At 69.7% G+C, this 26,219-nt stretch carries 28 protein-coding genes; 23 read left to right on the top strand and 5 right to left on the bottom strand.

Going from position 1 to position 26,219, the window contains the following annotated elements; translation table 11 throughout:
* The first annotated feature begins 13 nt into the window (after positions 1 to 13).
* The 4 genes from ACFYZJ_RS26935 (at position 14) to ACFYZJ_RS26920 (ending at position 2,553) form a co-directional block, all read left to right on the top strand.
* Complete coding sequence (locus ACFYZJ_RS26935) at positions 14 to 589, top strand: FABP family protein (protein WP_388572027.1); 576 nt, start codon at positions 14 to 16, stop codon at positions 587 to 589.
* A gap of 261 nt (positions 590 to 850) precedes the next feature.
* On the top strand, positions 851 to 1,033 hold the full coding sequence (locus tag ACFYZJ_RS26930; protein WP_388572025.1) for a hypothetical protein: 183 nt from the start codon (positions 851 to 853) through the stop codon (positions 1,031 to 1,033).
* Positions 1,034 to 1,139: 106 nt separating this feature from the next.
* A complete protein-coding gene (locus tag ACFYZJ_RS26925) occupies positions 1,140 to 1,577 on the top strand; it encodes a Fur family transcriptional regulator (RefSeq protein WP_388572023.1) in 438 nt (145 codons plus the stop codon).
* Positions 1,578 to 1,587: 10 nt separating this feature from the next.
* Positions 1,588 to 2,553, top strand: a complete 966-nt coding sequence (locus ACFYZJ_RS26920; RefSeq protein ID WP_388572022.1) for a YgfZ/GcvT domain-containing protein — start codon at positions 1,588 to 1,590, stop codon at positions 2,551 to 2,553.
* Positions 2,554 to 2,613: 60 nt separating this feature from the next.
* Here the strand turns inward: ACFYZJ_RS26920 and dtd are convergent, their stop codons facing one another.
* The gene (dtd, locus tag ACFYZJ_RS26915) at positions 2,614 to 3,039 is read right to left on the bottom strand and encodes a D-aminoacyl-tRNA deacylase (RefSeq protein WP_263230697.1); all 426 of its coding nucleotides are present in this window, start codon (positions 3,037 to 3,039) and stop codon (positions 2,614 to 2,616) included.
* A 192-nt stretch (positions 3,040 to 3,231) separates the two neighbouring features.
* On the opposite strand from dtd, the gene ACFYZJ_RS26910 reads away from it, so the two are divergent.
* The 4 genes from ACFYZJ_RS26910 to ACFYZJ_RS26895 all read left to right on the top strand — a co-directional run bounded on the left by ACFYZJ_RS26910 (position 3,232) and on the right by ACFYZJ_RS26895 (position 7,967).
* The gene (locus ACFYZJ_RS26910) at positions 3,232 to 3,810 is read left to right on the top strand and encodes an AmfC protein (protein ID WP_388572020.1); all 579 of its coding nucleotides are present in this window, start codon (positions 3,232 to 3,234) and stop codon (positions 3,808 to 3,810) included.
* A 108-nt stretch (positions 3,811 to 3,918) separates the two neighbouring features.
* Positions 3,919 to 4,899: an asparaginase gene (locus tag ACFYZJ_RS26905; protein WP_388572017.1), complete on the top strand. Its 981-nt coding sequence runs from the start codon at positions 3,919 to 3,921 to the stop codon at positions 4,897 to 4,899.
* Between the two features lie 617 nt (positions 4,900 to 5,516).
* Positions 5,517 to 6,773 carry a GNAT family N-acetyltransferase gene (locus ACFYZJ_RS26900; protein WP_388572015.1) on the top strand — a complete coding sequence of 419 codons (1,257 nt, stop codon included), beginning with the start codon at positions 5,517 to 5,519 and terminating at the stop codon, positions 6,771 to 6,773.
* Between the two features lie 288 nt (positions 6,774 to 7,061).
* Positions 7,062 to 7,967: a winged helix-turn-helix domain-containing protein gene (locus tag ACFYZJ_RS26895; protein ID WP_388572012.1), complete on the top strand. Its 906-nt coding sequence runs from the start codon at positions 7,062 to 7,064 to the stop codon at positions 7,965 to 7,967.
* 5 nt (positions 7,968 to 7,972) lie between these two features.
* On the opposite strand, the gene ACFYZJ_RS26890 is transcribed toward ACFYZJ_RS26895, so the two are convergent.
* Positions 7,973 to 8,161, bottom strand: a complete 189-nt coding sequence (locus ACFYZJ_RS26890) for a hypothetical protein (protein WP_103844350.1) — start codon at positions 8,159 to 8,161, stop codon at positions 7,973 to 7,975.
* A gap of 225 nt (positions 8,162 to 8,386) precedes the next feature.
* Between ACFYZJ_RS26890 and ACFYZJ_RS26885 the strand changes: the two genes are divergently transcribed.
* The gene (locus ACFYZJ_RS26885; protein WP_388572010.1) at positions 8,387 to 9,268 is read left to right on the top strand and encodes a GntR family transcriptional regulator; all 882 of its coding nucleotides are present in this window, start codon (positions 8,387 to 8,389) and stop codon (positions 9,266 to 9,268) included.
* 94 nt (positions 9,269 to 9,362) lie between these two features.
* On the opposite strand, the gene ACFYZJ_RS26880 is transcribed toward ACFYZJ_RS26885, so the two are convergent.
* Entirely contained in the window at positions 9,363 to 10,136 is a 774-nt protein-coding gene (locus tag ACFYZJ_RS26880; RefSeq protein ID WP_388572007.1) for an enoyl-CoA hydratase-related protein, read from the bottom strand.
* A gap of 323 nt (positions 10,137 to 10,459) precedes the next feature.
* Between ACFYZJ_RS26880 and ACFYZJ_RS26875 the strand changes: the two genes are divergently transcribed.
* The 6 genes from ACFYZJ_RS26875 to ACFYZJ_RS26850 all read left to right on the top strand — a co-directional run bounded on the left by ACFYZJ_RS26875 (position 10,460) and on the right by ACFYZJ_RS26850 (position 16,516).
* A complete protein-coding gene (locus ACFYZJ_RS26875) occupies positions 10,460 to 11,539 on the top strand; it encodes a phosphotransferase (protein ID WP_388572004.1) in 1,080 nt (359 codons plus the stop codon).
* Positions 11,540 to 11,728: 189 nt separating this feature from the next.
* On the top strand, positions 11,729 to 12,448 hold the full coding sequence (locus ACFYZJ_RS26870) for an HAD family hydrolase (RefSeq protein ID WP_388572125.1): 720 nt from the start codon (positions 11,729 to 11,731) through the stop codon (positions 12,446 to 12,448).
* A gap of 69 nt (positions 12,449 to 12,517) precedes the next feature.
* Positions 12,518 to 13,396, top strand: coding sequence for a GntR family transcriptional regulator (locus tag ACFYZJ_RS26865; RefSeq protein WP_388572001.1), 879 nt, complete (start codon positions 12,518 to 12,520; stop codon positions 13,394 to 13,396).
* A 120-nt stretch (positions 13,397 to 13,516) separates the two neighbouring features.
* Positions 13,517 to 14,644 (top strand): aminoglycoside phosphotransferase family protein, encoded by a 1,128-nt coding sequence (locus ACFYZJ_RS26860; RefSeq protein ID WP_388571999.1) that lies wholly within the window; start codon positions 13,517 to 13,519, stop codon positions 14,642 to 14,644.
* A 9-nt stretch (positions 14,645 to 14,653) separates the two neighbouring features.
* Positions 14,654 to 15,403 (top strand): HAD family hydrolase, encoded by a 750-nt coding sequence (locus ACFYZJ_RS26855; protein WP_388571996.1) that lies wholly within the window; start codon positions 14,654 to 14,656, stop codon positions 15,401 to 15,403.
* 63 nt (positions 15,404 to 15,466) lie between these two features.
* Entirely contained in the window at positions 15,467 to 16,516 is a 1,050-nt protein-coding gene (locus ACFYZJ_RS26850; RefSeq protein WP_388571994.1) for an ATP/GTP-binding protein, read from the top strand.
* A 92-nt stretch (positions 16,517 to 16,608) separates the two neighbouring features.
* Here ACFYZJ_RS26850 and ACFYZJ_RS26845 read toward each other — a convergent pair whose 3' ends face one another.
* Positions 16,609 to 17,448 carry a nitroreductase/quinone reductase family protein gene (locus tag ACFYZJ_RS26845; RefSeq protein ID WP_388571990.1) on the bottom strand — a complete coding sequence of 280 codons (840 nt, stop codon included), beginning with the start codon at positions 17,446 to 17,448 and terminating at the stop codon, positions 16,609 to 16,611.
* A gap of 562 nt (positions 17,449 to 18,010) precedes the next feature.
* Between ACFYZJ_RS26845 and ACFYZJ_RS26840 the strand changes: the two genes are divergently transcribed.
* From ACFYZJ_RS26840 to ACFYZJ_RS26810, 7 genes are all read left to right on the top strand, one after another.
* Positions 18,011 to 18,307 carry a Dabb family protein gene (locus ACFYZJ_RS26840; RefSeq protein WP_388571987.1) on the top strand — a complete coding sequence of 99 codons (297 nt, stop codon included), beginning with the start codon at positions 18,011 to 18,013 and terminating at the stop codon, positions 18,305 to 18,307.
* Between the two features lie 57 nt (positions 18,308 to 18,364).
* Positions 18,365 to 19,348, top strand: coding sequence for a DMT family transporter (locus ACFYZJ_RS26835; protein ID WP_388571985.1), 984 nt, complete (start codon positions 18,365 to 18,367; stop codon positions 19,346 to 19,348).
* An 11-nt stretch (positions 19,349 to 19,359) separates the two neighbouring features.
* Positions 19,360 to 19,782: a DUF2000 domain-containing protein gene (locus ACFYZJ_RS26830; protein ID WP_388571982.1), complete on the top strand. Its 423-nt coding sequence runs from the start codon at positions 19,360 to 19,362 to the stop codon at positions 19,780 to 19,782.
* A gap of 241 nt (positions 19,783 to 20,023) precedes the next feature.
* Entirely contained in the window at positions 20,024 to 21,304 is a 1,281-nt protein-coding gene (locus tag ACFYZJ_RS26825) for a phenylacetate--CoA ligase family protein (protein ID WP_388571979.1), read from the top strand.
* Positions 21,301 to 22,263, top strand: a complete 963-nt coding sequence (locus tag ACFYZJ_RS26820; RefSeq protein WP_388571976.1) for a branched-chain amino acid transaminase — start codon at positions 21,301 to 21,303, stop codon at positions 22,261 to 22,263. The genes ACFYZJ_RS26825 and ACFYZJ_RS26820 overlap by 4 nt, the downstream gene beginning before the upstream one ends.
* A gap of 272 nt (positions 22,264 to 22,535) precedes the next feature.
* The gene (locus ACFYZJ_RS26815) at positions 22,536 to 23,195 is read left to right on the top strand and encodes a hypothetical protein (protein ID WP_388571973.1); all 660 of its coding nucleotides are present in this window, start codon (positions 22,536 to 22,538) and stop codon (positions 23,193 to 23,195) included.
* Positions 23,192 to 24,211 (top strand): ornithine cyclodeaminase family protein, encoded by a 1,020-nt coding sequence (locus tag ACFYZJ_RS26810; protein ID WP_388571971.1) that lies wholly within the window; start codon positions 23,192 to 23,194, stop codon positions 24,209 to 24,211. The genes ACFYZJ_RS26815 and ACFYZJ_RS26810 overlap by 4 nt, the downstream gene beginning before the upstream one ends.
* A 40-nt stretch (positions 24,212 to 24,251) precedes the next feature.
* Here the strand turns inward: ACFYZJ_RS26810 and ACFYZJ_RS26805 are convergent, their stop codons facing one another.
* On the bottom strand, positions 24,252 to 25,481 hold the full coding sequence (locus ACFYZJ_RS26805) for an NAD(P)/FAD-dependent oxidoreductase (protein ID WP_388571968.1): 1,230 nt from the start codon (positions 25,479 to 25,481) through the stop codon (positions 24,252 to 24,254).
* 199 nt (positions 25,482 to 25,680) lie between these two features.
* Here ACFYZJ_RS26805 and ACFYZJ_RS26800 point away from each other — a divergent pair, with 199 nt between their 5' ends.
* Positions 25,681 to 26,205, top strand: coding sequence for a helix-turn-helix domain-containing protein (locus tag ACFYZJ_RS26800; protein ID WP_388571966.1), 525 nt, complete (start codon positions 25,681 to 25,683; stop codon positions 26,203 to 26,205).
* The last annotated feature ends 14 nt before the right edge of the window (positions 26,206 to 26,219 follow it).

Genomic DNA, 26,219 nt, shown 5'->3' with positions numbered 1-26,219 from the left:
CGAAAAGCTGCTCATGATCGAGATCCCGTCCGACCTCCACAAGGACCTCGTCCCGCTCGCCTTCCTGCTCGGGAACTGGACCGGCGCGGGTGTGCACGACTTCCCCGGCGCCGAGAAGTGCAACTTCGGGCAGGAGGTCTCCTTCACCCACGACGGTCGGGACTTCCTGGAGTACCGCTCGCACACCTGGGTGCTGGACGGCGACGGGAACAAGGTCAGGCCGCTGGAGTCGGAGTCCGGCTACTGGCGGATCGACGCGAACCGCAAGGTCGAGGTGACCATGGTCCGCAGTGACGGCGTCGTCGAGGTCTGGTACGGCGAGCTGGCGCACCAGAAGCCGCAGATCGACCTGGCGACGGACACGGTGGCCCGTACGGCGGCGTCGGGCCCGTACAGCGGCGGCAAGCGCCTGTACGGCTACGTCAACAGCGACCTGATGTGGGTCGGCGAGAAGCAGACCCCCGAGGTGGAGCTGCGCCCGTACATGTCGGCGCACCTGAAGAAGGTCGTCACCCCGGAGGACGTCGAGCGCTGGGCGAAGGCCCTTCCGGACGACCTCCCGGACGACGGGATCGCGTTCTTCAAGTAGGCGGGCTCACCCGTTCCAGACCGCCGGGGCACGGCGACGAACCGGATGAAGCCGCGTCCGCCGAAGTCGGGGAAGTTCCGTGCCCCGCCGGGCCTCCCCTCCAGGCGGCTGTCCGCCGTCTCGGCGTCACGCCCGAGGGCGGCGAGTCCGGTGGCGATGCGCTCCACCTCCGCCACTCCCGGCCATCCGGTGCGCCGGCTTCTCCGTACCAGCGTTGACCACAGCTCTGCAGCTCTCCCCTCTTGTGATGTCCACAACAGAATGAGGATCTTGGTGCCGGTGGGTGGCGGAGCGGCCCTGACCGCCGGCGCCGTCATCGCCCCTGCCACGTCGGCAAGCGCGGCAGAACCGATCACCCGCCTGGCCGCGGTGGCCGCCTGCCTTGCCCTGGCCGCATACACGGTGCTGATCAACCGGCGGCACCGCGGCCGGTCGGCCCAATGACGGGACAAGGGTGACAAGCCGGACGCCTCCCACCCGCCCGGACCCTTCAGCCCGGAGAAGGCCGTCAGCCGCGTGCGAGCGATCGCGGCGTCCTAGACTGGACGCTGTGGTGGGCACCGACTGGAAGAGTGATCTGCGGCAGCGCGGCTACCGGCTGACCCCGCAGCGGCAACTCGTGCTCGAAGCCGTGGACGCCCTGGAGCACGCGACCCCCGACGACATCCTCAGCGAGGTGAGGAAGACCGCGTCGGGGGTCAACATTTCCACCGTGTACCGGACCCTGGAGCTCCTGGAGGAGCTGGGGCTGGTGAGTCATGCCCATCTGGGGCACGGCGCTCCCACCTACCACCTGGCCGACCGGCACCACCACATCCACCTGGTCTGCCGGGACTGCCAGAACGTGATCGAGGCGGACGTCGCGGTGGCGTCCGAGTTCACGGCCAAGCTGCGCGAGACGTTCGGTTTCGAGACGGACATGAAGCACTTCGCGATCTTCGGCCGGTGCAAGGACTGTTCCCTCAAGAGTTCAACTACCCCGTCGTAGGCTTGAGACCATGAAGAGTCCCCTGCTGTCCCTGCCCGGCGCCGTCCCCGCTGAGGGCGTGGACGAAGGCGTCGCCGCCCACTACGGCGACCTGTTCCGGGAGCAGCGCGCCCTCGCCGACGGCTCCGGATTCGTGGACCTCTCGCACCGCGGTGTCGTCACCGTCAGCGGTGAGGACCGGCTGGGCTGGCTGCACCTGCTGCTCACCCAGCACGTCAGCGAACTGCCCCCGCACCAGGCCACCGAGGCGTTGATCCTCTCCGCGCACGGCCACATCGAGCACGCGCTGTACCTGGTCGACGACGGCGAGACGGTCTGGGCGCATGTCGAGCCCGGCACGCAGGGCGCGCTGATCGCGTACCTGGAGTCGATGAAGTTCTTCTACCGCGTGGAAGTCGCCGACCGGACGGACGACTTCGCGGTGGTGCACCTGCCGGCCGGTTCCATCGCCGAGGCCCCCGAGGGGGTCGTGGTCCGCGAGACACCGTACGGCCGCGACCTCTTCCTCCCGCGCACGGACCTGGAGTCGTACGCGGGGAAGAACGGCCCCGCGGCCGGCATCCTCGCCCACGAGGCGCTGCGCGTGGAGCAGCACCGGCCGCGCCTGGGCTTCGAGACCGACCACCGCACGATCCCGCACGAGCTGGGCTGGATCGGCTCGGCCGTCCACCTGCAGAAGGGCTGCTACCGCGGCCAGGAGACGGTCGCCCGCGTCCAGAACCTGGGCAAGCCGCCGCGCCGCCTGGTCTTCCTCCACCTCGACGGCAGCGAGGTCCACCTGCCCCCGCACGGCACGGAGCTGCGCCTCGCGGACGACGGACCCGACGGCCGCAAGATCGGCTTCGTGACGACCTCGGTACGCCACCATGAACTGGGCCCGGTCGCCCTGGCCCTGGTCAAGCGGAACGTCCCGGTGGACGCGAGGCTCCTGGCCGGAGAGACAGCGGCCGCGCAGGAGGTCGTGGTCGAGCCGTAGTGGCGCGACTGCGGGTCCGTGAGCGCCGGGCTGCGCGACCTACTGCCGCGCAGCCCCCGCTCAGATCTCGAGCAGCACCGTGAACGGCCCGTCATTCGTCAGCGACACCCGCATCGCCGCCCCGAACCGCCCCGTCGCCACCGTCGCCCCCAGCGCCCGCAGCTGCGCGACCACCTCGTCCACCAGCGGCTCGGCGACATCGCCGGGGGCCGCCGCGTTCCAGGTCGGCCGGCGCCCCTTGCGGGCGTCGCCGTACAGCGTGAACTGGCTGATCACCAGCAGCGGCGCGTCGATGTCGGAGCAGGACTTCTCGTCGTGCAGCATGCGGATCGACCACAGCTTGCGGGCGAGCTGGGCCGCCTTCTCCTTGGTGTCGTCGTGCGTCACCCCGACGAGCACACACAGCCCCTCGCCGCTGATCTCGCCGACCGTCTCACCGTCCACGACGACGCTCGCGCCGTCGACCCTCTGCACCACCGCACGCATGAGGACCATGATGCCGTGCGTCCCGGCGGTGCCGGGATGCGGCCAACTGGTCGTCCCTTCCTGACCCTCAACACCCCCATCTGGGCTGTCCATGGTCACTTGGCCACATTACGGCTACTTGCAGTGGCACGATGCGTGTGTTGGCGGCGCATCCGTGGGGGGTGCCGCGCCGGTCGAGGGGACGGTAGGTACATGAGCACACCGAGTACCGGGCAGCAGCCCGCCCGTACGGCAACCATGGCGGAGTGCCGGGCGCCCGTGCAGCGCACGGACAGTCCCCCGCTGCCCGGGCGCGACCTGTCCGCTCTGGGGCTGCCCGAACTGCGCGCGCTGCGTCGGGACGCCCAGCGGGACGAGGCGGACCTCAGTTACGTACGGCGGCTGCTCCAGGGCCGCATCGACATCCTGCGCGCGGAACTGGCCCGCCGCGGAGGCGGCGCGGCGCCCGACGGGGTCATGCAACGGCTCCCGGAGATCCTCAGGGACTCCCCCGCCCGCCAGCGTTCCTCGGCCCGGCATGTGACGCTCGGCACACCGCACGGCGAGGAGTACCGGCGGCTGGCGGCCGAGATGCTCGCCGAGGTGGAGCTGTCGGACCTCCAGGCGCGTACCGACGAGGAGTTGGGCGCGGGGATGGGGCGGCTCGTGCGGTACGAGCAGCAGGTGTCCCGGAGGCGGCAGGAACTGCAGCGCACGGCGGACGACTGCAGTGCCGAAATCGCCCGCAGGTACCGTGAAGGGGAAGCGCAAGTAGACGACCTGCTGATGTGACGCGAGGGCCCCGGTATCGCCGGGGCCCGAGAGCGTGCCCGCCACCCGGGAGGGAACCCGTCCCGGGCCGTGCCGGCCAGGTCCCCGTCCCGAAGGGCAACCCCACCCATGTCGACCTCCGTCCTGCCCGCCATATCCGCACAGTCCGCCGCACCCCCGGTGCTCGCCGAGGTGGTGCGGTCCGGCTTCGTCGAGGGGCGGCACCGGGGGAGTCTGGTGGTGCTCGCCGAGGACGGTTCCGTGGAGTTCGCGCTCGGTGACGTGACGGCGCCCGTCTTCCCGCGCTCGTCGAACAAGCCGATGCAGGCGGCCGGTGTGCTGCGCGCGGGCCTGGAGCTGACGGGGGAGCGGCTGGCGCTCGCGGCGGCGAGCCACTCGGGGGAGACGTTCCACCTGGACCTGGTGCGGAAGATGCTGGCGGAGCAGGGACTGACCCCCGACCGTCTCCAGTGCCCGCCCGACCTGCCGCTGGACCCGCAGGAGGCGGAGGCGTACCTGGCCTCGGGCGCCGTCCGCGAGCGGGTCACCATGAACTGCTCCGGCAAGCACACGGCGATGCTGGCGGCGTGCGCGCTGCGGGACTGGCCGCTGGAGACCTACCTCGACCCCGAGCACCCGCTTCAGCAACTGATCCACTCCGTGGTGGAGGAGGCGGCCGGGGAGCCGGTGGCGGCGGTGGGGACGGACGGTTGCGGGGCGCCGCTGATGGCGATCAGCCTCACCGGCCTGGCCCGCGCCTACCGCTCCTTCGTCCTGGCGGCCCCGGGCACGGCGGAGCGCCGGGTGGCGGACGCGATGCGGGCACACCCGGAGTACGTGGCGGGCACTCGCCGCCCCGACACCTGGCTGATGCGCGAGATCCCTGGCGCCCTGTCGAAGATGGGTGCGGAAGCGGTCCAGGCGGTGGCCCTCCCGGACGGCCGCGCCCTGGCCTTCAAGATCGACGACGGTGCGACCCGGACCCTGGGCCCGGTCCTGTCCAGGGCGCTGACCCTGATGGGGGTGGAGGCCCCGGTGGTCCGGCGCATCGGCAGGGCACCGCTGCTGGGCGGGGCCCGTGAGGTGGGGGAGATACGGGCGGTCTTCTGAGCCGGCCAGGGGCCGGGCGGGAATTGTCGGAGACCGTCGGCCGGGGGTCGGGGGAGCGCAGCCGCGCCTCCGCGTTGCCGCGCCTCCGCGTTGCCGCGTTGCTGCGCCTCCGCGTTGCCTCTCCCGCGCCTCCGCGTTGCTGCGCCTCCGCGTTGCCGCGTTGCTGCGCCTCCGCGTTCCCTCTCCCGCGCCTCCGCGTTGCTGCGCCTCCGCGCCTCCGCGTTGCTGCGCCTCCGCGTTGCCGCGTTGCCGCGTTGCCGCGTTGCCGCGTTGCCGCGTTGCTGCGCCTCCGCGTTGCCGCGTTGCTGCGCCTCCGCGTTGCCGCGTTGCCGCGCCTCCGCGTTGCCGCGTTGCTGCGCCTCCGCGTTGCCGCGCTCCCGCGCCTCCGCGCTCCCGCGCCTCCGCGCTCCCGCGCGCTCCCGCGCGCTCCCGCGACCCCGCGCTCCCGCGTTGCCGCGTTGCCGCGCCTCCGCGTTGCCGCGCCCCCGCGCCCCCGCGCCCCCGAGACTCCAGGCCCCCCGCCGCCGTGCATCCGCGCGCCCCCGCCGCCGTGCATCCGCGCGACCCCGCCCCGTAAATCTCGCGACACCCCACCCCCGCCCTTCTACCGTGGCCCCATGAGCCGCACTCCTCAGGACGTCGGCGTACGCGCCGTCACCGAGTCCGAGATCCCCGACTGGATCCGTGCCCTCAACACCGGATTCCTGCGTCCCCCGCACGTCTCCGAAGCCGAACTGGCCGACCGCAGCAGCTACATCGTCCCCGACCGCACCCTCGGCGCCTTCGACGACGGCCGCTGTGTGGCCACCTTCCGCTCCTTCCCCCAGGAGCTGACCGCGGTGGGCGGCGCGGCCGTCCCCGCCGACGCCATCACGAACGTCTCCGTCACCGCCACCCACCGCCGCCACGGCCTGCTGACCCGCATGATGGCCCTCGACCTCGCCGCCGCCAAGGAGCGCGGCGACGTCGTCGCCACCCTCATCGCCGCCGAGTACCCGATCTACGGGCGCCACGGCTTCGGGCCCGCCGTCCACACCGCCGAGTGGACCGTCGACGTCCCCCGCACCGGCCTCGACCGCCACCGTCCGGTCGCCGACGACGGCCGGATCGACCTCATCGACCCGGAAGCCGTCCGCAAGCTCGGTCCCGAGCTGTACGAGCGCTTCCGCCGCGCCACTCCCGGTGCGGTCTCCCGCGACGACCGCTGGTGGCAGGTCGACACGGGTGCCGTGCGCCTCGACCGCCCGTCCTGGACGGAACCCTTCTACGCCGTCCACCGCTCCGCGTCCGGCGAGATCGACGGCCTCGCCACCTATGTGAGCGACGACCAGTGGGGCGACGACAAGCGGCCTCTGCAGACCGCGACCGTCAAGGGACTGATCACCACCAGCCCCGCCGCCGAACGCGCCCTGTGGCACTACCTGTGCTCGCTCGACTGGGTCACCACCGTGAAGTCGGGCCGCCGCGCCCCGGACGACCTGCTGCCCCACCTCCTCCCCGATCCGCGCGCGGCCCGCCTCAGCACGTACGGGGACTGGCTGTGGGTGCGCATCCTGGACGTCGTACCGGCCCTGGAGGCGCGCACGTACGCGACGTCCGGCACGCTCGTCCTGGAGGTGGTCGACGAGGCCGGGCTCGCGGGCGGCCGCTACCGGCTCGACGCCGGGCCGGAAGGAGCGGAGTGCCGGCCCACCGACCAGGAGCCCCAGCTGAGCCTGCCGGTGGGCGAGTTGGCGGCCCTGTGGCTGGGCGACGAGTCCGCGGTGCGGCTCGCGGCGCTCGGGCGGGTCCGGGAACAGCAAAAGGGCGCCGCCTCCGTCGCCGACGCCCTGCTGCGTACGTCCAGGCGACCGTGGTGCCCGGACATCTTCTGAGCCCCACGGGCCCTTCGGTGGCCGCTCCTTCCGTGCGGGTGGTGACTGCTGTGCTTGTTCATCCGTAGCGATTCAGTTGTGGTTGTGGTGGTGCCTGCCGGGCTCCCGGCTCCCCTCCGGAAGGGAGCCCGGTCACTCGTACGACCATGTCGGTCAGGAACACTCAAGCTCGTTCAACTTCGCTGAAGTTGGCGACCAACTCCACTTCACTTATCTCCGCTTGGAGTCGTCTCATAACCACCTTCTTCTGAACTGCCGGAAGATGGCGTGAAGTTGTAGTGTTCCGTCGTGGAGCCGGAACACGCTGCCGCGGGCGGGCGGAAGAAGTCACAACGGCCACAGAGATCACACCAGGACGTGGCCGACGAGCTGCGCAGCCGGATCAGGTCGGGGGTGCTGCGACCGGGCCAGCGCATGCCCACGCAGGCCAAGCTGGCGGACGAGTTCGGCGTGGAGCGGGGAGCGGTGCGGCAGGCGCTGCGCATCCTGCAGTCCGAGCAGCTGCTCACCAACGTCTCCAAGGGCAGCCCGGCGACCGTGGCGCAGCACGCGGGCAAGGCGCCACCGGCCGGTCCCCAGGCCCGGCCGCTACCCACGATGGTGGCGCTGGCCCCGCGGATATCCGCCGCCTTCGCGGCCCCGCACGTGGAGATCGACGCCCTGTGCCTGACCGCGGTGTCGCTCACGCTCGCGATGAGTGAGCCGTTGCGCGAGATTCACGCGGGGCGCATAAAACCGGCCAAGGTCGACGTACGCGTGCTGCTGCCCAGCGGCCGTATCGACCTGGCGTTCCCCACGCCGGTGGAGGGCACGGACAGGGTCCGCCTGCACCGCCGCTGGCTGGCCCAGCGCAACGCCCAGGGCCAGGTCCTGAGGCACAACCTGCTGGCGCTGCGCGGCACCCACGGCATCGACGTGCACGTCTCCTTCCGTGCCCTGCCCTTCACCCCGCCGGTGAAGCTGTACCTGCTCAACGGCGCGGAGGCGCTCTTCGCGTACTACACGCTGACCCGGCGCGAGGAGGAGATCGACCAGGAGTACCTGCAGTTGTACGACGCGGAGGGCACCCGGTCGACGCTGTTCCCGTTCGCGCAGGGGGCCGGGTTGCGGGACACGACGTTCGTGGAGCAGTCGCACCTGTGGTTCAACGCCCTGTGGGAGACGATCAGCTCGGAGCTGGACCTCGGCGTCTGACCCGGTCACAGCGCCGGCTGGGCGACCAGCAGGGCGAGGACGACGGCCCCTATGGAGCTGCAGGCGGGGCTGTTGGCCTTGATGCCGATCGTGAGCAACGTCAGTCCGATGATGCCGATCGTCCCGTACTTCCACTGGACGAACTGGTCGAATCCGACGACGAAGAGGGCGGAGAGAAGAGCGAGGGCGGGCATGGCGGACCTCTTTCCAGGGGCGGACCTCGGGGGCCCGGGTGGCGGGACAGAGGGGATCGAGCCGTCAGCATCAGGGAACTACCTGCGGACGATGTGCAAGAGGAGGGGAACCTGCCGCCAACCCTCCCAAGTTGGCGACCAACTACACTGAAGTTATCCCCAGTTGGTCGGTACCTATAAACAACCTTCAAACAACTCCCCGTAGATGGGTGGAGGTTGTAGCGTTTGGTCGTGACCCAGGAGAACGTCGCAGTGAACGGCAGCAGAAGGCTCTCGGCCCAGGAGATCGCCGACGCGTTGCGGACCCGTATCCGCAGGGGCGATCTGAAGCCGGGTGACCGCCTGCCGACCCAGGCCGAACTGGCTGATGAGTTCGGGGTGGAGCGGGGCACGGTCCGCCAGGCGCTGCGCGCCCTCCAGGAAGACGGCCTGCTCAGCAGCGTCAGCCGGGGCAGCCCGCCCCGCATCGCCGAGCCCTCACCGACCGGCGACGAGCCGCAGCCGACGATGGTGGCGCTGGCGCCGAGGCTGGCCGAGGCGTTCGCCGTCCCGCACGTGCGTATCGACGTGGCCTGCCTGACCGCCGAGACCCTGATGCTGGCGCTGGGCGAACCCCTCCGGCAGGTCCACGAGGGCCGCGTCCTGCCCCGGTCGATCGACGTACGGATCCTGCTGCCCTCCAGGAAGATCAACCTGGCGTTCCCGATCTCGGTGGACGACCCGGGCGACGACGAGGACCCGGTCCACCGCCGCTGGCTCGACCAGCGCAACGCCCAGGGCCACGTGCTGCGCCACAACCTCCTGGCCCTGCGCGCGACGCACGGCATCGACGTCCATGTGACGTTCCGGGCCCTGCCCTTCACCCCGCCGGTGAAGCTCTACCTCCTCAACGGCGCCGAGGCCCTGATGGGCTACTACATGGTCACCAGGCGCGAGGAGGAGGTGGACAGCCAGACCCTGGAGATGTACGACACGCTCGGCGCCGCGTCCCTCCTCTTCTCCTTCGAACGCCGGGCGGGCCAGCGCGACGCGGCGTTCGTGGACCAGTCACAGAAGTGGTTCGACGCCCTCTGGGAGACCATCACCACGGACCTCACGCTCACCTGAGGGGGTTGCCGTGTCCTCCAGTACGAGCAGAGCATCCCGCCGGCGACACGCGGGCGCGCGCAGTTGACCTATGGTCAGACCCGTTGGGCCGGCTCTAATCGGTCCAGTCCGGTTTACGTTTTTCGAGGAAGGCGGCCATGCCTTCCCGGGCTGCAGGGGTCTGGGAAGCAGCCGCCATCACCTCGACGGCGATCGTGTAGGCGTCGACCTCGGGGCGGTCCAGCTGCGCGTACAGGGTCTGCTTGCCCAGGGCCTTGCTCGTGCGGCTGCCGCGCGTTGCTCTGGCCAGCAGTTCGGCCACCCCCTCGTCGAGTTCGGTGTCCGGCACGACCCGGTTGACCAGTCCCCAGTCGAGCGCGGTGGCAGCGTCGATGACATCACCGGTCAAGGCGAGCTCCATCAGCCGCTTACGCCCGACAGCCCGGGCCACCGGCACCGCCGGGGTGTGGCAGAACCAGCCGCCCTTGCCGCCGGGCAACGCGAAACCGGCCGACTCCGCAGCCACCGCCAGGTCGCAGGACGCCACCAGCTGGCATCCCGCGGCGGTCGCCAGGCCGTGCACCCGGGCGATGACCACTTGCGGCACGGACTCGACAGTGCGCATCAGCTCGGTGCACAGCTGCAGCAGCTCCCGGACCCCGGCCAGGTCCCGAACGGCGACGTCGCCGAAGTCGTGACCCGCGGAGAACACCGGCCCCGCACCAGCCAAGACGATGCCGGTCGCGTCGGACTCCGCCGTCTCACGGAAAGCCGCCAGCAGCTCAGCGAGGTGATCCGCGGACAGAGAGTTGCGCCGCGAGGCCCGGTTCATGGTGATCGTGACCGTGTCACCCTCGCGTTTGACCAGGATGTGCTCGTACTCGCCCATACCTCGACGCTACGCCGCCCACAGCCGGAGGAAAACTCAACCGGGTGCGCGCTGCGCGTGGACGGGTCTGCGGTTGACGACGACATGCCGGCGTTCTGCGTGCGACAAACGGTGTCGCTCGGTCCCCCTGCCCGCCGCCGTGGGAGCCGCCCGGCCGCCGTGCAGAGCTGGTGAACAGGCGCGGCTCCGCGGGTTTCGGGACGAGGCCGATCAAATGAGCGGTGCAGAACACGAACGAGCGTTTCGGGTGACGTGTTCCTTCCCGGGGGAGTACCGTGCTTCGCCTCCGGACCACGGTGCGGGATCAGTTCAGGGGGCGAACGATGCCAGCCAAACGTGTCTCTTCCTCCGCGCGGCAGCGCGCCGTCCAGATGAGCGGTGACGCGGACGTCATCGAAGGGCCGCTGAAGGGCTACCACCACGAGACCTATGTGATCCCGCTGCCCGCCGAGATCGTCGGCCCGGAACCGGTCCGGGGCAAGTTCCGGGAGCCGCGCAGCAATCTGCTGTGGTTCGACCGCCGGTGCTTCGCCTCTGAAGGGAAACTGCTCCGTGCGTTGCAGGGGCGCATCACCGGCATCCCGGAGCTCATCAACTTGGACGACGGTCTGCGTCTGCAGCGGTTCATCGAAGGGCGGACCCTGGGTTCGCTCCATGCCTCCGGAGAGGGGGTACCCGAAGACCTGGTCAATCAGATCCTTCTTCTCTTCCGGGACTTGGCCAGGGTCACCGTGTTGTCGCTCGACGTGGAACGCGAGTGCCGCCCCGAGGACCGCTCCCCGGAGGGGCACACCGCGGGATTCCTGGATCACCTGATCTGTTTCGCCGAGGAGCGCGTGTACCGCGAGAACGAGAAGAGGTTCCCCGGTCTGTTCGCCTCCCTGGGTGTGGACGACAGATCGTTCATGCGGCTCCGAAGGCACGTGGCCGGCCTGAGTGAGCGGCCCTTCTGCCTGCTGCACGCGGATCTGCACCGGGAGAACTTCGTCGTCGACGACCGGCGGCGGCTGTGGACCATCGACTGGGAGCTGGCGATGTTCGGTGATCCGCTGTACGACCTGGCCACCCACCTCTACCTGATGCGTTACCCGGAGGCGCAGCAGGAGCTGATGGCCAAGCGGTGGTGCGAGGCGATGGAGGAGGTCCGGCCCGGCAGCTCGCGCGGCTGGGAGGAGGACCTGCCGCGACTGCTCGACTTCAAGCGGGCCCAGTCGGTGTTCACCGACATCGTCCGCGCGATCGGGTTGCTCGACTCCCCGCCGGGGGCCGACAGGATCGTCCTGACTCGCCAGGCCGTCCAGCTGAGGCGGGTGCTGACGGGGGCCGCCGAAACCCTGGGCCTGGACGGCGTGCCGAGCCTGCCCGAGGTGGAGGCCGCGCTGGCCCGCTGGCGCCGGCGGTGAGACCGAGCCGGAAGGTGCTGCCGGGGAGTGGGAGTGGTGCTGCCGAGGAGCGGGAGTCGCTCCTTTCACCGTTGCCCGGTTGCCCGGCCCGGTGTCCATGAACGGCCCCCAACGGTTCGACGCCCTCTGGGAAACCGTCCCGAAGAACCTGACACTCTCCTCGTGACTTCTGATACGGCGCAGACTGAAATGGTGACAGGTGAGACCGGGGACTTGCGGGAAGTGATCACCCAGGCCCGCTGTGTGCTCTTCGACTTCGACGGCCCGATCTGTCGTCTCTTCGCCGGCTACTCGGCGGACAAGGTGGCGAAGGAGCTGGTGGACTGGCTCACGGCGCAGGGGCTTCTCGGGCTGCTGACCCAGGCGGAGAGCGACGATCCGGATCCGCACGTGGTCCTGCGTACGGTCGATGTGCGACACCCGGGAAGCGACCTGGTGACCGAGCTGGAGGAGATACTCACCCAGCACGAGCTCAGGGCCGTGCCTCTCGCGCGGCCCACTCCGTACGCCGATCCGCTGATCCGCACCTGGACGGCCGTCGGCGTGCGGCTGGCCGTCACCACCAACAACTCCGCCCTGGTGGCCGGCCGTTACCTCGAAAGCCGCGGACTCACGGAGTGCTTCGCGCGGCATGTCTACGGCCGCACCCGGGACCTGCGTCGGATGAAGCCGGATCCGCACTGCCTGAACCAAGCGCTGACCGCGATGGGAGCACGGCCGGCCGACGCGCTGATGATCGGCGACACCGTTTCGGACCTGCTGGCCGCCGACAGCGCGGGAGTGCCGTTCGTGGGGTATGCGCCCGACGAGCGCAGGGACAAGGTGCTCAGAGCGGCCGGAGCCCAGTACCTCGTGTCGTCCCTGGAACCGTTGCTGGGCTTTCTGCGGGCTCGACGCGGGGACCGATGAACGGATCTCCCACCGGCATAAAGTGGTTCCGACTTGGTACGGAGGCCGAGACGGCGGGAGAGGGTGACAATGAACGACAACAGGGGACTCTCGCCTCTGGAGGTCGCCGCCATCCTGCGGAAGCGGATTCGTGACGGCGAGTTCACCGAGGACGGCAGACTGCCGTCCCAGGGGAAACTGGCCGAGGAACTCGGTGTGTCGCGTGGTGCGGTTCGCCAGGCCCAGCAGGCGCTGCAGGACGAGGGACTGCTCAACAGGACCGGAAAGGGCAGTGTCGCCCGCGTCGCCGAACCACCCGTCGCCGACAAGGTCCCGCAGCCCACCCTGGTCGCCCTGGCACACCGGCTCGAGGCGGCGTTCCTCGCGCCGCGCGTGCATATCGACGCCGTGTGCCTGACGGCCGAAACGCTCATGAACTCCATGGACGCCCCCCTGCGCCTTGTCGAATTGCAGCAGGCGAAACCCGGTTCGGTCACGGCACGCATCATTCTGCCGGCCAGGGAACACAGGCTGCTCTATCCCGCGCCGTTGCAGGGCTGGGGCCGGGAGGAGGCCGTCGACGCCGCTGTTCACGAGCGCTCCGAGCGGCAATTCGACGCCCAGGTCAAAGTGCTCAGGCGCCATTTCGACCGTTTGCGGATCCGGTACGGAATCAACGCCGAGGTGAGGTTCCGAATCGTCCACAACTCGCCCTACCAGAAGTTCTACCTGCTCAACAGGACCGAAGTGCTGTTCGCGCACTACAAGATGACGGAGCGCACCGAGGAGATCCGCGGCACCGAAACACCTTTGCGGGACACATCGGGAACCCAGCCCCTGCTCTTCCCCTTCGACGGCCGCCACGGTGAACGGGACAGCCTGCTCGTTCGCGACACCCAGGAGTGGTTCGACGCGTTCTGGGACGGACTGGGGCCCGATCTGATGGACACCTCGGCGACGAGCCGGTGACGAGAGCGGGCGCGAGCGGGTCCGAACGAGGGATCGGGGCGGACACGCCCCCGGAGGAACCGCGTCCGCGATGTGGACCCTGGGCTTGGTGAGGCTGTTGGGGCGGTACCATCTGCGGGCATGCCGTCCCCTCTGCCCCACGGAGCGCGTCGGGCGCTGGTGCAACGGCTCGCGGAGTCCCGGCGACGACGCGGCGACTGCGCCGTGGTCAAAGGCCACCACAACATCAATTACGTCGTCCCTCTGGGCATTCGGCTTTCCCTTCTCCTGGGAGTCGCGCCATGGGCCCGGGGCAAGATCAGGGTACCGCTCGACACGGTGGAAGTCGTGCCGCGCATCTGGCCGCGTGAGGCCGACGTCCTGCGTGTCGTCTCACGTCACATCCGAGGTCTGCCCCGCTGTCTCGCCGAATTCGGCGAGTGGTCTCTGCACGCCTACCAGAAGGGCAGGGCACTGGCGGAACTGAATCCTGCCGGGGCCGTCGACGACGATCTCATGCGGGAATTCGCGGAATTCTTCGCCAGGACCGCGAGCGTTCCGACGGACGAACTGCCGCCGAGGCCGGAGGGGTGGCCCGAGGACGGTGACAGCGACGGATTCCTGCACTGGCTCGTCGACTTCACGGAGGAGAGGGTCCACCGGGCCCACCGGGACCGCTTCGGGTCGCTGTTCGACGATCTGCTGATCCCCGACCACGCCATGGCCACGTTCAAGAAGGCCCACGGTGGCCTGACACCGCGGCCGTTCCGCCTTCTCCACACCGATGTGCACCGCTCCAACGTGGTCGTGCACCGCGGCCGCGTGACCGTCATCGACTGGGAACTGGCCATGTACGGCGATCCGCTGCACGAGCTCGCCACCCACCTGGTGCGGATGCGCTACGACAGGCGGGCGCAGGCACGCATGACGGACCTCTGGGCCGAGGCCATGGTCCGTGCGGGCCATGAGCCGCTGACCGCGGGCCTTCAGGACCTGGCGGTCTATCTGGCCTTCGAACACGCCCAGTCGGTCTTCCCGGACGTCATGCGGGCGGCCCTCGCCCTGCCGGAAGAACCCGACACGGCCCACTTCCGGTCGGCCGCGGCCACGATCTGCGAGGCGCTGCGCACGGCCCGGGACCCACTGCAGCTGATCGAGGTACCCGACGAGACGCGTGCCGTGAAAGCATTGCGCGAGTGGCACGCCGGGGACGCCGGAAGTGGCGGAAACACAGCCGGATCCTCGGTACGGCGCCACGACCACGACTGAGGGAGTGCCGTGTCGGACGAAGGCCGTCGCGCGCCCGGTACGCCGGACGAACACGACGGGATCCAGGACGCGGTCGGGTGGATGCTGGCCGGCCGGTGCGTGCTCTTCGATTTCGACGGGCCGCTGTGCCGGCTGTTCCCGGACCGGTCCTCGGCGCCGGTGGCCAGGGAGCTCAGGGACATCCTCGACGGTGAGGGCGCGGGTTCCCTGCTCGACGACGACGAACGGGAGTCCATCGACCCGCACGTGGTGCTGCGGGCCGTGGACCGGGAACGCCGCGGCAGCCCTCTGGTCGCCCGGCTGGAGGAGCGGATCGCGGAGCGGGAGACGGAGGCCGCGGCCACGGCGTGGCCCACCCCCGCGGCCGACCTCCTCGTCCACGGGCTGTCGGAGGCGGGCGTACGCCTCGCCGTGACGACGAACAACGCCCCCGTGGCGGTGGACGTGTACCTGCGCAGAGCGGGACTTGCGCGGTTCTTCGGCAGCCACGTCTACGGCCGGACCGGCGATCCACGGCTGATGAAGCCGGATCCCCACTGCCTGTACCGGGCCCTGGACGGCCTGCGGGCCCCGGCGGACGACGCCGTGCTGATCGGCGACACCGTGACGGACCTGCTCGCCGCTCGTGAGGCCGGCGTGCGCTTCGTGGGGTACGCCCGGAACGAACGCAAGGCGGCACCGCTGCGGAAGGCGGGGGCCGGGCTGGTGGTGCACCGCCTCGAACCACTGGTCGACGCGGTCACCTCGCACTCTTCCTGACAGCGGCACATCAGGGCACCATGAACAGTCCTGGACCAACTCATTGCCGAGCGGGGGAACTTGGTGGCGCGGGGACGATGGTCGTGGCGCAGGCTGGCGGCACACTGGGCACGGGCGGAGAGCGCGTCGACCCGGCTGCTGCTTCTCGCGATCTTTGTGATCGGGCTCCTGGCGCAGTTCGTCAAGCCGGTGGGGGACGCCCTCGAGGGCAAGGCCTATCTGGGTGGTTCACTGCTCAGTCTCGTCGGATACGTGCTCTACGCCGAGGTGCAGCGCCTGAACGCGGCGCACGACGAAGGACGCGCCGGCACCACCCGCCTGGAGGCCGAGGTACGGCGGCTGCACGAAGTCCACGAGGAGCAGCGCGCCACGGCGGACCGACTCCAGGCCGAGCTGGAGCGGCTGAGCGGCGCGGTGCAGCGCCTGACCGAGGAACAGCGGCTGCAGACCGGCAGGGGCGTCCCCCCGCGGGATCTGGAGACGTACTTCCGGGAAGCACTCGGGGCACGCGAGACCCAGATCGCCGCGCTGGGCTTCACCGGTGAGACCGTCGTGGTCCCGCTGCGCCCCTTGTTGCAGGGCTTGCCGCCCGATCCGCAGCGGAAGGTGCACCTGCGGTTCCTCGTACCCGACTTCACCAAGCCGATCGAGGTGCCGGGGCTGATCGGAAGCGACGGCAGGGTGGCGGACGCACCGGAGTTCCGCCAGGAGCTGGTCGACAAGATCCGGCGCTACGACCGCGAGATGCGGGAACTGATCGGCAGGTTCGACGACAAGGGGTGGGGCCTGCTGCGGGTGGAGTTCCGGGTGATGCACATGTCGCCGACGCTGAAACTGTGCCTCATCAACGACGATCAGGCGTTCGAAGGACTCTACGACAAGGTGGACATACGGCGCTTCATCCCGCCCTCGGGCGACCCGCACGGGGGCAACGGGGACAACGGTGACCGGCTGTTGGATCTCCTGGGCTACGACACCCTGCTGACGCGCTGGCACCGGGACGACGGCGTCAAGGCGCGCACCGTCATCGAGGCGCGCAGAAGACACTTCGACATCCTCTGGAACGCCGCACACCCGTTGTCCCCGAACGGCACACCCCAGGGCGCCCCATGACCCACCAGGGTGATCCCGGTGTCGCGGAGGGGGGCGCCCATCGGCGCGGCGATCACCTCCGCGGATCACCCTGGCGGGTCACCTCGGCACGATCAGGCCAGCAGGGGCATCAACTGCTCCTCCTCGTAGGCAAGATGGGCCTCCAGCTCGGCGGTGAGGCGTTCCACCTCGGGCAGGACGGCGGCCGGGTCCGCGTCCGCTGCCGACACGACCCGGCGCAGATCGTCGAGGAGGACGGCGATCCGCTCGTGTTCGCGGCGCAGCCGGTCGAAGGTCGGCGCCAGCTCGGGGTGGCGGCCTTCGAGGGGCGGGAACAGGGCGATGTCCTCGCCGGCGTGGTGGTTGCCGAGGCCCGTGCAGAGGGTGAGGCAGTTGATCCGGAGCTGGGCACCCAGAACGGAGCCGCCTCCCGAGGCCGCGAACTCCTTCCTGATCAGGGCCAGCTCACGGCGGAAGAGGTCATGGACCGCCCGGATGGCCTCGCCGGGAGAGGAAGCCTCGATGCGCGGCGGGCCCGGCCTCGGGTTCTGCCGGAGGGCGACGACGGGGATGACACGGTCCGTCTTCGCCTGGTACGCGGCCCAGCCGGGGTCGGACTCGACGGCCCGGGCGAAGGCCGCGTCGCGTGCGCCTGGGTCCAGGACGACCGCGGTCGCCTCGTAGGTGAACACGCCCGTCTCCACGGTGACCTGGGGATGAGCGACGAGGTTGTGGAACCAGTCGGGGTGCCGCGGCGCGCCCCCGGCCGAGGCGATCACGAGGACGCGCTCGCCGCCGTCGGGGTAGTAGCCGAGGGGGGTGGTGTGCGGGGTGCCGGTGCGGGCGCCGGTGGTGGTGAGGAGCAGTAACCGGGCGCCCTCGAAGGGGCCGCCCACGCGGCCGTGGTGGGCGCGGAACTCGTCGATGATCTGCTGGTTGAAGGGGTTGGGCATGCTGTGGTGTCTCTGCCTTCTTCTGTTCGGCGTGGTGGGAGTCTCGGTACGCGTCGGTACGCGTCGGTACGCGTCGGTACGCGTCGGTACGCGTCGGTACGCGTCGGAACAGAAGAAGGCGGCGGGCCTCTCGCCCGCCCCCGCCTCACTCGGAGGCCGGGTGCCCCACTCGTGAACGGCCCAGGGCCGACCCGGCAGTCATGGACGGCACGTTATCGAAGTGCGCGAGCCGGCGCCAACGGTTTGTGGCGTCAACCCACCACGCCATTCGGGTGTTTCAGGCATACAAGTCGGTATTGCGGAAGCCGCATAATTGAAGGCTGTATCAAATACGCCGTCCATGTCCCGGAAAGGACTCGCCACGAGCGCGGGCCCCTCTCTACCTGCCATGAGAGGCGGCAAACAAGCCTTCTTTCGGCCATAATTGGAGCGTGGGCGGCGAGTCTCGAATCGTGGACCCGGGTTGATAACGGTGAGGTGAAGGTGCTTGGGTGTGTAGGCCATTGAACGCGCACCATAGTTCAGAAAGCACCGGGGGATGTAGATGGGGATCCGTCATGTTGTGCTGTTCAAATTCAAGGACGGCGTCAGCTGGTCGGACTTCAGAGCCCAAGAAGCGGAGGCTGCGACGCGGCAGCATCCGCAGCACATTCCCGACATTGTGAACTGGCAGTGCGGACGGAATGTGGCGGACCGTTTGGTCGCCCATGACTTCGCGCTGATCGGTGACTTCGCCGACCGGGACGCCGTAGCGCGCTACTTGGTGCACCCGGACCACGTGCGGGGAGTCGAACTGTGGCGTGCCATTGCCGACTGGGTGGTCGTGGACTTCGAAGTGGACCTCGAGGCGGCCAAGTGACCGGTATATGTGTCAGTGGGCCCGTACCTCACGATGCGGTTGACGGGAGCGGCTTCCATGGGTAAGAGCAGCGCCCTGTCGACGCGATCCAGGTCCCGTCCGCCTTGGGCGGCATTGCTGGCCATCGTCGCCGCAGCGTTGATATGGAGCACTTCCTTCGCGGTGACCAAAGTGCTTCTGAAGAATGTGCCGCCGCTCACAATCGGCGCTATTCGCTTCTCGGCCGCGGCCTTGGTTCTCGCATTACTCGTACGGTTCCAAAAGGGATGGCGGCCGGTGGAGCGCCGGTCGGCGCTGGCGATGGGCGGGGCCGGCCTGCTGGGAATCACCGCCTATTTCGGCCTGGAAAACGTCGGTGTGGACATGGCCACGGCCGCCGACGCGGCGGTCATCGTGGCGGCTTTCCCCGTCATCACGGTGATCCTCGAGGTCGCGTTCCACAGGGAGCTGCCCTCTGCTCCTCGCCTCCTGGGTATGGTCCTGGCTGTGGCGGGAGTGTGGCTGATCGTCCGGCACAGCGCGAGCTCCGGAGGCAGTCACCGGCTGCTGGGTGACATCGTCCTGCTGGTCGCCGGCGTCGCCTGGGCCGCCTACAACGTCGTCGCTCGCCGCACCAGTCCGGGACATTCCCCGCTGACCAGCACCTATTACCAGACGGTGGCCGGTGCGCTGGGCTTCGTACTGCTCAGCCCTCTTGAGATCGGCGAGTGGCGCATGCCGACCGCCGCGGACATCGGCATGCTCGTGTTCCTGGCCGGCATGTGCTCCATTGCTGCGTTCGTCCTCTACAACTACGGCCTGCGCGACGTCACGTCGAGCACCGCCGTCAACGTGCTCAACCTCGTCCCGGTCTTCGGCCTGGTCTCCGCTGTCGTGGTCACCGGCGAGAACGTCGGGATCACCGAGGGGCTGGGATGCCTCATCGTCATCACCGGTGTGGTGCTCGGTGCCGGGGTGCGTTCGCGTCCGGTGGAACGGACGTCCCGGGCGAGCGCGGGCGCCGACCATGGACGCGATGAAGTGTCGGTGAAGAACCCCTAGTTGGAAAAGATATGAGCCACGACATCAAGAACAGCAAGTGTGTGATCGTCGTCAACGGCGATCTGCCGGTGGGCCTGACGGTGAACGCGGCATCCGTGGTGTCGCTGACACTGGGCCGCAGCGTCCCCGAGCTGATCGGCCAGGACGTGAAAGACGCCGACGGTGCCCTGCACCTCGGCATCACGCTGATCCCCGTGCCGATCCTCAAAGCGCCTGCCGAGCGGATCGCGGAGATCCACCAGATGGCCGTCTCCGACCCCGAGGTGGTCGTGGTCGGCTTCAGCGACCTGGCGCAGTCGTGCCGTACCTACGAGGAATACATCGAGCGCATGGCAGGCACCGAGTCAGCGGATCTGACGTACTCGTCGATCGGCCTCTTCGGACCGCGCAAGCAGCTCAACAAGTGGACCGGCAGTCTGGCACTCCTGCGCTGACCACCACCACGCCCCACCCGCAAAAAGCGGGTGCCTGCGGCTCCTACCCCGCAGGCACCCAAGCCCCTCAACCCTCTGATGAACTGCTCAGGCTGGGACCATGTTCACTATATTCGACGACCGACTTGACGCCTTCGCGCGTCGTACACTCAATGATCACCGCCGTTTCGACGCAGGCGAATGGCGCCAGGAGGAGCTCGAAGCACACCAGCTGCGAGCCCTCCGGGAGACCCTCCGCTACGTGACCAAGCGTTCACCCTTCTACCGCGAACTCCTCGGCCACCTCGACGAATCCGCCCTGGCTGACCTCACCTTCGACGCCTTCGCCCAGCTGCCCTTCACCACCAAGGACGACCTGCGCAGTCGGCTGCTGGACATGCTCTCCAAGCCCGTGTACGAGGGATGGGTCTTCTACGAGACGACCGGTACCACCGGCCGCGCGACTCCCTGCCCCCGGGACAACATCGACTCCATCGTCAACAACACGGCGCTGTCCGTCTGTTACGACCACGTCTTCCGGGCGCACGGGGACAACCACGTCATCGGCGTGATGGGTCCCAACGAACTGCACTCCACCGGTGACACCTTCGGTGACGTGTGCCGCAACCTCGGGCACGCGCACGCCAAGATGTGGCCCCACTCGCCGGTCGTCGGCTTCAAGCGCGCGCTGGAGGTGATCCAGGAGATCTCCATCACGGGCGTCTTCTGCACCCCCAACGTCGCCATGTCGATGGCCAAGGAAGCGGTGCGCGCGGGCCTGGAGCCGAAGGAACTCGGCATCAGGTTCTTCATGTTCACCGGCGAACTGGCCACCCCCGGCCTGCTGCGGAACATCGGTGAGGTGTGGGGGGCCACCGCCTACAACTGCCTCTATGCCTCCCAGGAGGCGTCCATCCTGGGGGCGGTGCACGGGGACGGCAGGCTGCGCACCGTGCCGCTGAACGTGTACTACGAGCTGATCGACCCGGAGACCGGTCGCCCGGCTCCCCCACAGGACGGCTACCGCCAAGGCGAACTCGTCGTCACGCACCTCTACCAGGGCAGCAAGCCACTGGTCCGCTACCGCACCGGTGACCTGGTGCGTCTTCACACGCCGGACACCGCATCCGGCGGCTACCCGTCCGAGGTGCTGCTCCCGCTCGGGCGCGTGCGGGATCTCATCGACCTCAACGGCAACAAGGTCACCGCCTACGAACTGGAATCCCTGATCCTTTCCCGGCTCGCCGGAGCCATGGACTACCAGCTTGTCATCGACCGCGTCGACGACACGGACACCCTCACGGTGGAGGTCGAGACCCGGGACGACGCACCGCTGGCGCCCCAGAACGTCGAGGACCTGGTGCGTGCGGCTCGGGACGCCTGGGGCTGCCCGCTGGAGGTCACCTACGGACAGCTCGGCGGGGTCACCACCACCGGCGCGATGGTGAGCTGGAAGGCCGCCCGGGTGCACGACCGGCGACAGGCCCCGGACGCCGAGCGGCAGGTGGCTCTCGCCATGGCCGGCCGGAGGCGAGGCCAGTGAGTCCCGCACCGCACGACCGGTGGGTCTTCCACCAGGGAGAGTTCGTCCGGGCCAAGGACGTGGGGCTCGGCCCCGGCACGCAGGGGCTCCACTACGGCACGGGTGTCTTCGAGGGCATCCGCTCCTACACCGCCGCGGAGGGCGGCGAGTCGCTCCTCTTCAAGGTGAGGGAGCACTACGAACGACTGCACGCGTCGTGCCGTCTGCTCCGCCTCGACCTGCCGTACAGCACGGGCGAGCTGGTCGACGTGACCCGTGAGCTGATCATCCGCAACCAGCTGGACTGTGACGCCTACATCAGGCCTCTGGTGTACAAACTCGCGCTGGAGCCCGGTACCCCCTTCGGGGTGAGACTCAGCGGAGTGTCGACCTCGGTGACGATCCTCGCCCTTCCGATGGGGGACTACAGCCGGACCGAGGGCATCCGTTGTGGCGTCAGCTCCTGGCGTCGCGTTCCGGACGCCTCCCTGCCGGCGCGAGCGAAGATCACCGGAGCGTACGCCAACAACGCACTGGCCGTGGACGAGGCGACGGCTGCCGGCTTTGACGACGCGATCATGCTCAACCAGCGGGGAACAGTCGCGGAGGCGAGCACCGCGAACGTGTTCGTCGTCCACTCGGGACGCGTCGCCACACCCGGACCGGACTCGGACATCCTGCTCGGGCTCACTCGTGCGGCCGTCATGCGGATCCTTGCCGACGAGGCAGACATCACTGTCGGCGAACGGACCATCCCGCGATCCGAACTCCACACGGCGGACGAGGTGTTCCTGACCGGCACCGGCTGTCAGATCGTTCCCGTGGTGGAGATCGACGGCCGCCGGATCGGCGACGGAACACCGGGCCCGATCACCACCCGTGTGCGCGAGGTGTACCGGCAAGCCGTGCGCGGAGCCGATCCGCGGTACCGGCACTGGAACACGCCCGTGGGCCTCAAGTCCCGGGTCAACGCCGCCTAGTCCGGACACTCACTAGCCCGGTCTCCGTAGCCCGTAGCCCGGTCTCCATAGCCCGGTCTTCCTGGCCCGGTCTCCGTAGCCCGTAGCCCGGTCTCCATAGCCCGGTCTTCCTGGCCCGGTCTCCGTAGCCCGGTCTCTCCTCGGCCGAAGCGACCGGGCAGGAACCGGTGTTCTCTGCCGACTTCCTGCGCCCGTGGCAGGGCGCAGTCACGTGCCTTTCCGTAGTCTTATGTCTTTCTGGGGGAATTGTGATCAGTCGCTACCGTCCTGACGTGCCCGACGGTCAGGAGATGACGGACGTCGCTCTCTTCCGACTCCCTGTGACAGGGCCGCTCAGGATCTCCTCCCTGGGCCCTGCGGGGACGAGCAGCGAGCAGGCCTGCCGTGCCCTGCAGGGTCACCTCCTGCGGCGCGGCCACGAGAGTGTCCAGATCGAGTTGTGCGACCAGTACGAGGAGGCCGGAGACAGGCTTGTCGCCGGCGACTGCGAACTGGTGGTGGTCGCGAACGCCTATTCCCGCATAGAACGCTTCTATATGGACCCGGGGCTTCGGCTGGCGGCGGTGTTCGTGAAGGACACCCCCCACTACGGCATCGCCGGAGTGCCGGGCGCCGGGATCGGCGAGAAGGCCGCGGTTGTCACCCACCCCGCCCCTCGTGCCCTCATCGACGAACTGCTGCCCGAGCGGTTCGACCTCACGGAAGTGGTGTTCGCTTCGTCGACGAGCGCGGCAGCCGAGGCGGTGGCCAAGGGTGAGGTTCCGCTGGCCCTCACCACCGCGCTGGCCGCGCGCCTGCACGGGCTGGAATTCCTCTCCCGGACGCGTCCCATCCGCATGGTGTGGTCGGTGTTCACCCGAGCGGAACTGCTCGACGAGAACCGTCCGGCGTCGGGCCGACGCGGCGAGACCGGCCGGAGCCTGGTGTGGTGAGCCTCGGCCCCGTCTTCGTCGACAGCACCGAGATCCGGGAACTGTTCCCTCCGGCGACGGCCGTCGCCGCGATGCGGGAGGTGATGCGGGCCTTCTCCGCCGGGGAGGTGACACAGCCCGTGCGTACGGTGCTGCGCCCGCCCGTCCGCGACGGGGTGGAACCCGGCCTGTTCGGGTCGATGCCCGCGCACGTGCCCTTCGAGGGGCAGCGCTGGTTCGGTATCAAGTCCGTCGTGGTGCGTGAGGACAATCCGCTCCGGGGCCTGCCCACCCACGTCGGCACGGTGACCGTCTTCGCGCCGGACACGGGGATGCCCCTGGCGGTACTCCCCGCCGACACCGTCACCGAGCTGCGCACCGCCGCCGTGTCCGCGGTCGCCGCCGACGCGCTCGCGCTGCCGGGCCCCACGACGCTTGCGATCGCCGGGGCGGGTGCCCAGGCGCGGGCGCATGTGACGGCCATGGCGGCGGTGCGGCCGATCCGGCGCGTCCACATCTGGAGCCGACGCCCCGACAGTGCCGGGAAACTGGCCGCATGGGTCCGGGCCGAGCACGGGCTCGACGTCGAGGTGTGCGGCACGCTCGCCGAAGCCACCCGCGAGGCCGGGCTGATCTGCACGACCACCGCCGCGAAGGACCCCGTGCTCAACGACGAGGACGTGGCCCCCGGGGCCGTCGTCTGCGCCGTGGGGGCCTGCCAGCCCGGCGCCCGGGAGCTGTCGTCCCACCTGGTGGCCCGATCCACCGTGGTCCTGGACAGCGCCGAAGCGGCGGCGCAGGAGGCGTCCGAGCTGCTCGTTCCCTTGCGGGAAGGGCTCATCGGGCCCGACCATGCCCGAGGAGAACTCGGGGCCGTCCTGGACGGCCGGGTCCCCGGACGGCAGGACGAACGGGAGCGGATGGTCTATCTGTCACTGGGCCTCGCCGCCCAGGACGTCGCGGCAGCCGTCCTCATCGCGAAGCTCCGGGCCGTGCGGGCCGGGGCGGACCCCGGGGCCGAATGGTGGGTGGCGTGAGGCTTTGGCACGGAACGCCGAGACCGGTGCCGTCACGAGTTCAGTGTGCTTCGTAGATGCCCTGATAGTGGGCGAGCGCCGTCTCGTGGATCCGCTGGTCGCTCCACGACGCGAAGCGGCCGGGCGCCAGCCGCGCGGGATCCACGAGGAGCTCGCCGGTTTCCAGCAGCATGTTCGCGAGCTGACGGCCGACACCGCCGGCATGGGTGACCCAGGAGGCCTCCGCGAACCACAGGCCTGCCACGTCGGTGGCGGGACCGACGAGCGGAAGCTCATCCGGGGTCATGGCGAACACCCCGTTGAGCCGACGGCCTTGGGACGCCGTCCGGAAGATCGGCACCAGGGAGGTGGCCTCGGCCAGGGCGGTGCCGAAGTCTGCGTCACGGAAGGGGAGCTCTGCCGAGACGAGGTCGGGGGAGGGGACCAGGGGCAGGGGTGTGTGGGCATAACTTCCCAGCCCGTAACGGCGACCGTGACGGCGGGTGTAGACGCAGTGGTCGGGGTAACGGACGATCGGCGCGTCGATGAACGTGTCGTCGAGCCCGGGCAGTTCACGGGTGTACAGGTACGGGTGCTGCACCGCGACCATGGGCAGCCGGACGCCGGCCTGCGCCGCGAGAGCGGGGCCCCAGACACCCGCGGCCAGCACGACTCGGGCGGCCCTCAACAACTCGGGCTCCCCTCCGGTGCGCACGCCCGTCACCCGGCCGTTGTCCAGCTCCAGTGCTCGGACGGGGGTGTCGAAGAGGAAGCGAGCCCCGGCCCGCTCGGCGGCGGCCACCAGCAGATGGGTGAGCAAGGCGGGGTCGGCGGCACCGTCGGAGGGGACGTGCAGAGCACCCCGTACACGTTCCGCGTCGACCAGGGCGGGGGCCAGCGCGAGGGCCTCGTCAGGGCCGAGCACCCGCGCCTCGACTCCCAGGCGTCTGCCGTGTTCGACGTCGTGGTGGGCCTGCTCCAGCCGGGCCGGGGTGGTTGCGATCTCCAGACAGCCGACCTGCCAGAAGACCTGGTCGGTTCCGCTCCGGGAGAGGGCGCGGTAGGCGGCGACACTGTCCCGGGCCAGTGCGGTCAGTTCCGGGGTGGCACTGAGCTGGCCGATGAATCCCGGCGCCAGACCGGTCGATCCGGGAAGCTCCGTACGGGGCCGGGCATCGAGCACGACGACGCTGTCGTGCCCCAGCCGAGTGAGGTGGTAGGCGACCGAAGCTCCCACCACGCCGGCACCCACGACCAGAGTCCGGTCGGGCAACCGTCGCTCACTGTTCATCGCCACACCTTCCCTGCCCACGCACTCCCGACAGCAGGACTCCGCCTGTGCCCGACCCGACGTCCGAGACGTGTTCTCGCCGCCCTCTGACAACAGCAGCGACACGGCTCAGGTCACCGTCACGCCGTCCCCGTGACGCGACGCACTTTTGCAAGCGGCATGCTTGCAATTGTTAGCGTTCCTGCGGCAAGGTGGAGGCATGGCATCGCTGAACGTCGGCAACCTCGGTGAGTACCTGCGTGAGCAGCGGCGTAACGCGCAGCTGTCGCTCAGGCAGCTCGCCGACGCCGCCGGGGTGTCCAATCCGTATCTGAGCCAGATCGAGCGCGGGCTGCGCAAGCCGAGCGCGGAGGTGTTGCAGCAGGTCGCCAAGGCGCTGCGGATCTCCGCCGAGACGCTGTACGTGCGGGCCGGCATCCTCGACGCCGAGCGGGACCGTGACGAGGTGGAGACGCGTGCCGTCATCCTCGCCGATCCCACGCTGACCGAGCGGCAGAAGCAGGTGCTGCTGCAGATCTACGAGTCCTTCCGCAAGGAGAACGGCTTCGAGATCGCCCGGGCCGGCGGGGCGGACGAGGACAGCCAGGCGGCTCAGGAGGCTCGCGCCCGGGAGGCTCGGCAGTCTCGGGAGGCGCACGGTACGGACGACGCCCAGGACACCGCCGACGCCGGCCCCCGCACGGCCGACGGCAGAGATGCCGGTCCGCGGCAGGCCGCCGGCTGACCGGGACCACCGGG

This window comes from Streptomyces sp. NPDC001848, from assembly GCF_042891915.1.
GTDB lineage: Bacteria > Actinomycetota > Actinomycetes > Streptomycetales > Streptomycetaceae > Streptomyces.
The sequence above is the reverse complement of the archived record's forward strand: the minus strand, read 5'-3'. Positions and strand labels throughout refer to the sequence as shown.

What these genes read in the sequence shown, in the direction of transcription:
- ACFYZJ_RS26935 (WP_388572027.1), top strand. Translation starts at nt 14, where the DNA reads ATGATCGAGATCCCGTCCGACCTCCACAAGGACCTCGTCCCGCTCGCC.
- ACFYZJ_RS26930 (WP_388572025.1), top strand. Translation starts at nt 851, where the DNA reads ATGAGGATCTTGGTGCCGGTGGGTGGCGGAGCGGCCCTGACCGCCGGC.
- ACFYZJ_RS26920 (WP_388572022.1), top strand. Translation starts at nt 1,588, where the DNA reads ATGAAGAGTCCCCTGCTGTCCCTGCCCGGCGCCGTCCCCGCTGAGGGC.
- dtd (WP_263230697.1), bottom strand. Translation starts at nt 3,039, where the DNA reads ATGCGTGCGGTGGTGCAGAGGGTCGACGGCGCGAGCGTCGTCGTGGAC.
- ACFYZJ_RS26910 (WP_388572020.1), top strand. Translation starts at nt 3,232, where the DNA reads ATGAGCACACCGAGTACCGGGCAGCAGCCCGCCCGTACGGCAACCATG.
- ACFYZJ_RS26905 (WP_388572017.1), top strand. Translation starts at nt 3,919, where the DNA reads ATGTCGACCTCCGTCCTGCCCGCCATATCCGCACAGTCCGCCGCACCC.
- ACFYZJ_RS26900 (WP_388572015.1), top strand. Translation starts at nt 5,517, where the DNA reads ATGAGCCGCACTCCTCAGGACGTCGGCGTACGCGCCGTCACCGAGTCC.
- ACFYZJ_RS26890 (WP_103844350.1), bottom strand. Translation starts at nt 8,161, where the DNA reads ATGCCCGCCCTCGCTCTTCTCTCCGCCCTCTTCGTCGTCGGATTCGAC.
- ACFYZJ_RS26880 (WP_388572007.1), bottom strand. Translation starts at nt 10,136, where the DNA reads ATGGGCGAGTACGAGCACATCCTGGTCAAACGCGAGGGTGACACGGTC.
- ACFYZJ_RS26875 (WP_388572004.1), top strand. Translation starts at nt 10,460, where the DNA reads ATGCCAGCCAAACGTGTCTCTTCCTCCGCGCGGCAGCGCGCCGTCCAG.
- ACFYZJ_RS26870 (WP_388572125.1), top strand. Translation starts at nt 11,729, where the DNA reads ATGGTGACAGGTGAGACCGGGGACTTGCGGGAAGTGATCACCCAGGCC.
- ACFYZJ_RS26865 (WP_388572001.1), top strand. Translation starts at nt 12,518, where the DNA reads ATGAACGACAACAGGGGACTCTCGCCTCTGGAGGTCGCCGCCATCCTG.
- ACFYZJ_RS26860 (WP_388571999.1), top strand. Translation starts at nt 13,517, where the DNA reads ATGCCGTCCCCTCTGCCCCACGGAGCGCGTCGGGCGCTGGTGCAACGG.
- ACFYZJ_RS26845 (WP_388571990.1), bottom strand. Translation starts at nt 17,448, where the DNA reads ATGCCCAACCCCTTCAACCAGCAGATCATCGACGAGTTCCGCGCCCAC.
- ACFYZJ_RS26835 (WP_388571985.1), top strand. Translation starts at nt 18,365, where the DNA reads ATGGGTAAGAGCAGCGCCCTGTCGACGCGATCCAGGTCCCGTCCGCCT.
- ACFYZJ_RS26830 (WP_388571982.1), top strand. Translation starts at nt 19,360, where the DNA reads ATGAGCCACGACATCAAGAACAGCAAGTGTGTGATCGTCGTCAACGGC.
- ACFYZJ_RS26805 (WP_388571968.1), bottom strand. Translation starts at nt 25,481, where the DNA reads ATGAACAGTGAGCGACGGTTGCCCGACCGGACTCTGGTCGTGGGTGCC.
- ACFYZJ_RS26800 (WP_388571966.1), top strand. Translation starts at nt 25,681, where the DNA reads ATGGCATCGCTGAACGTCGGCAACCTCGGTGAGTACCTGCGTGAGCAG.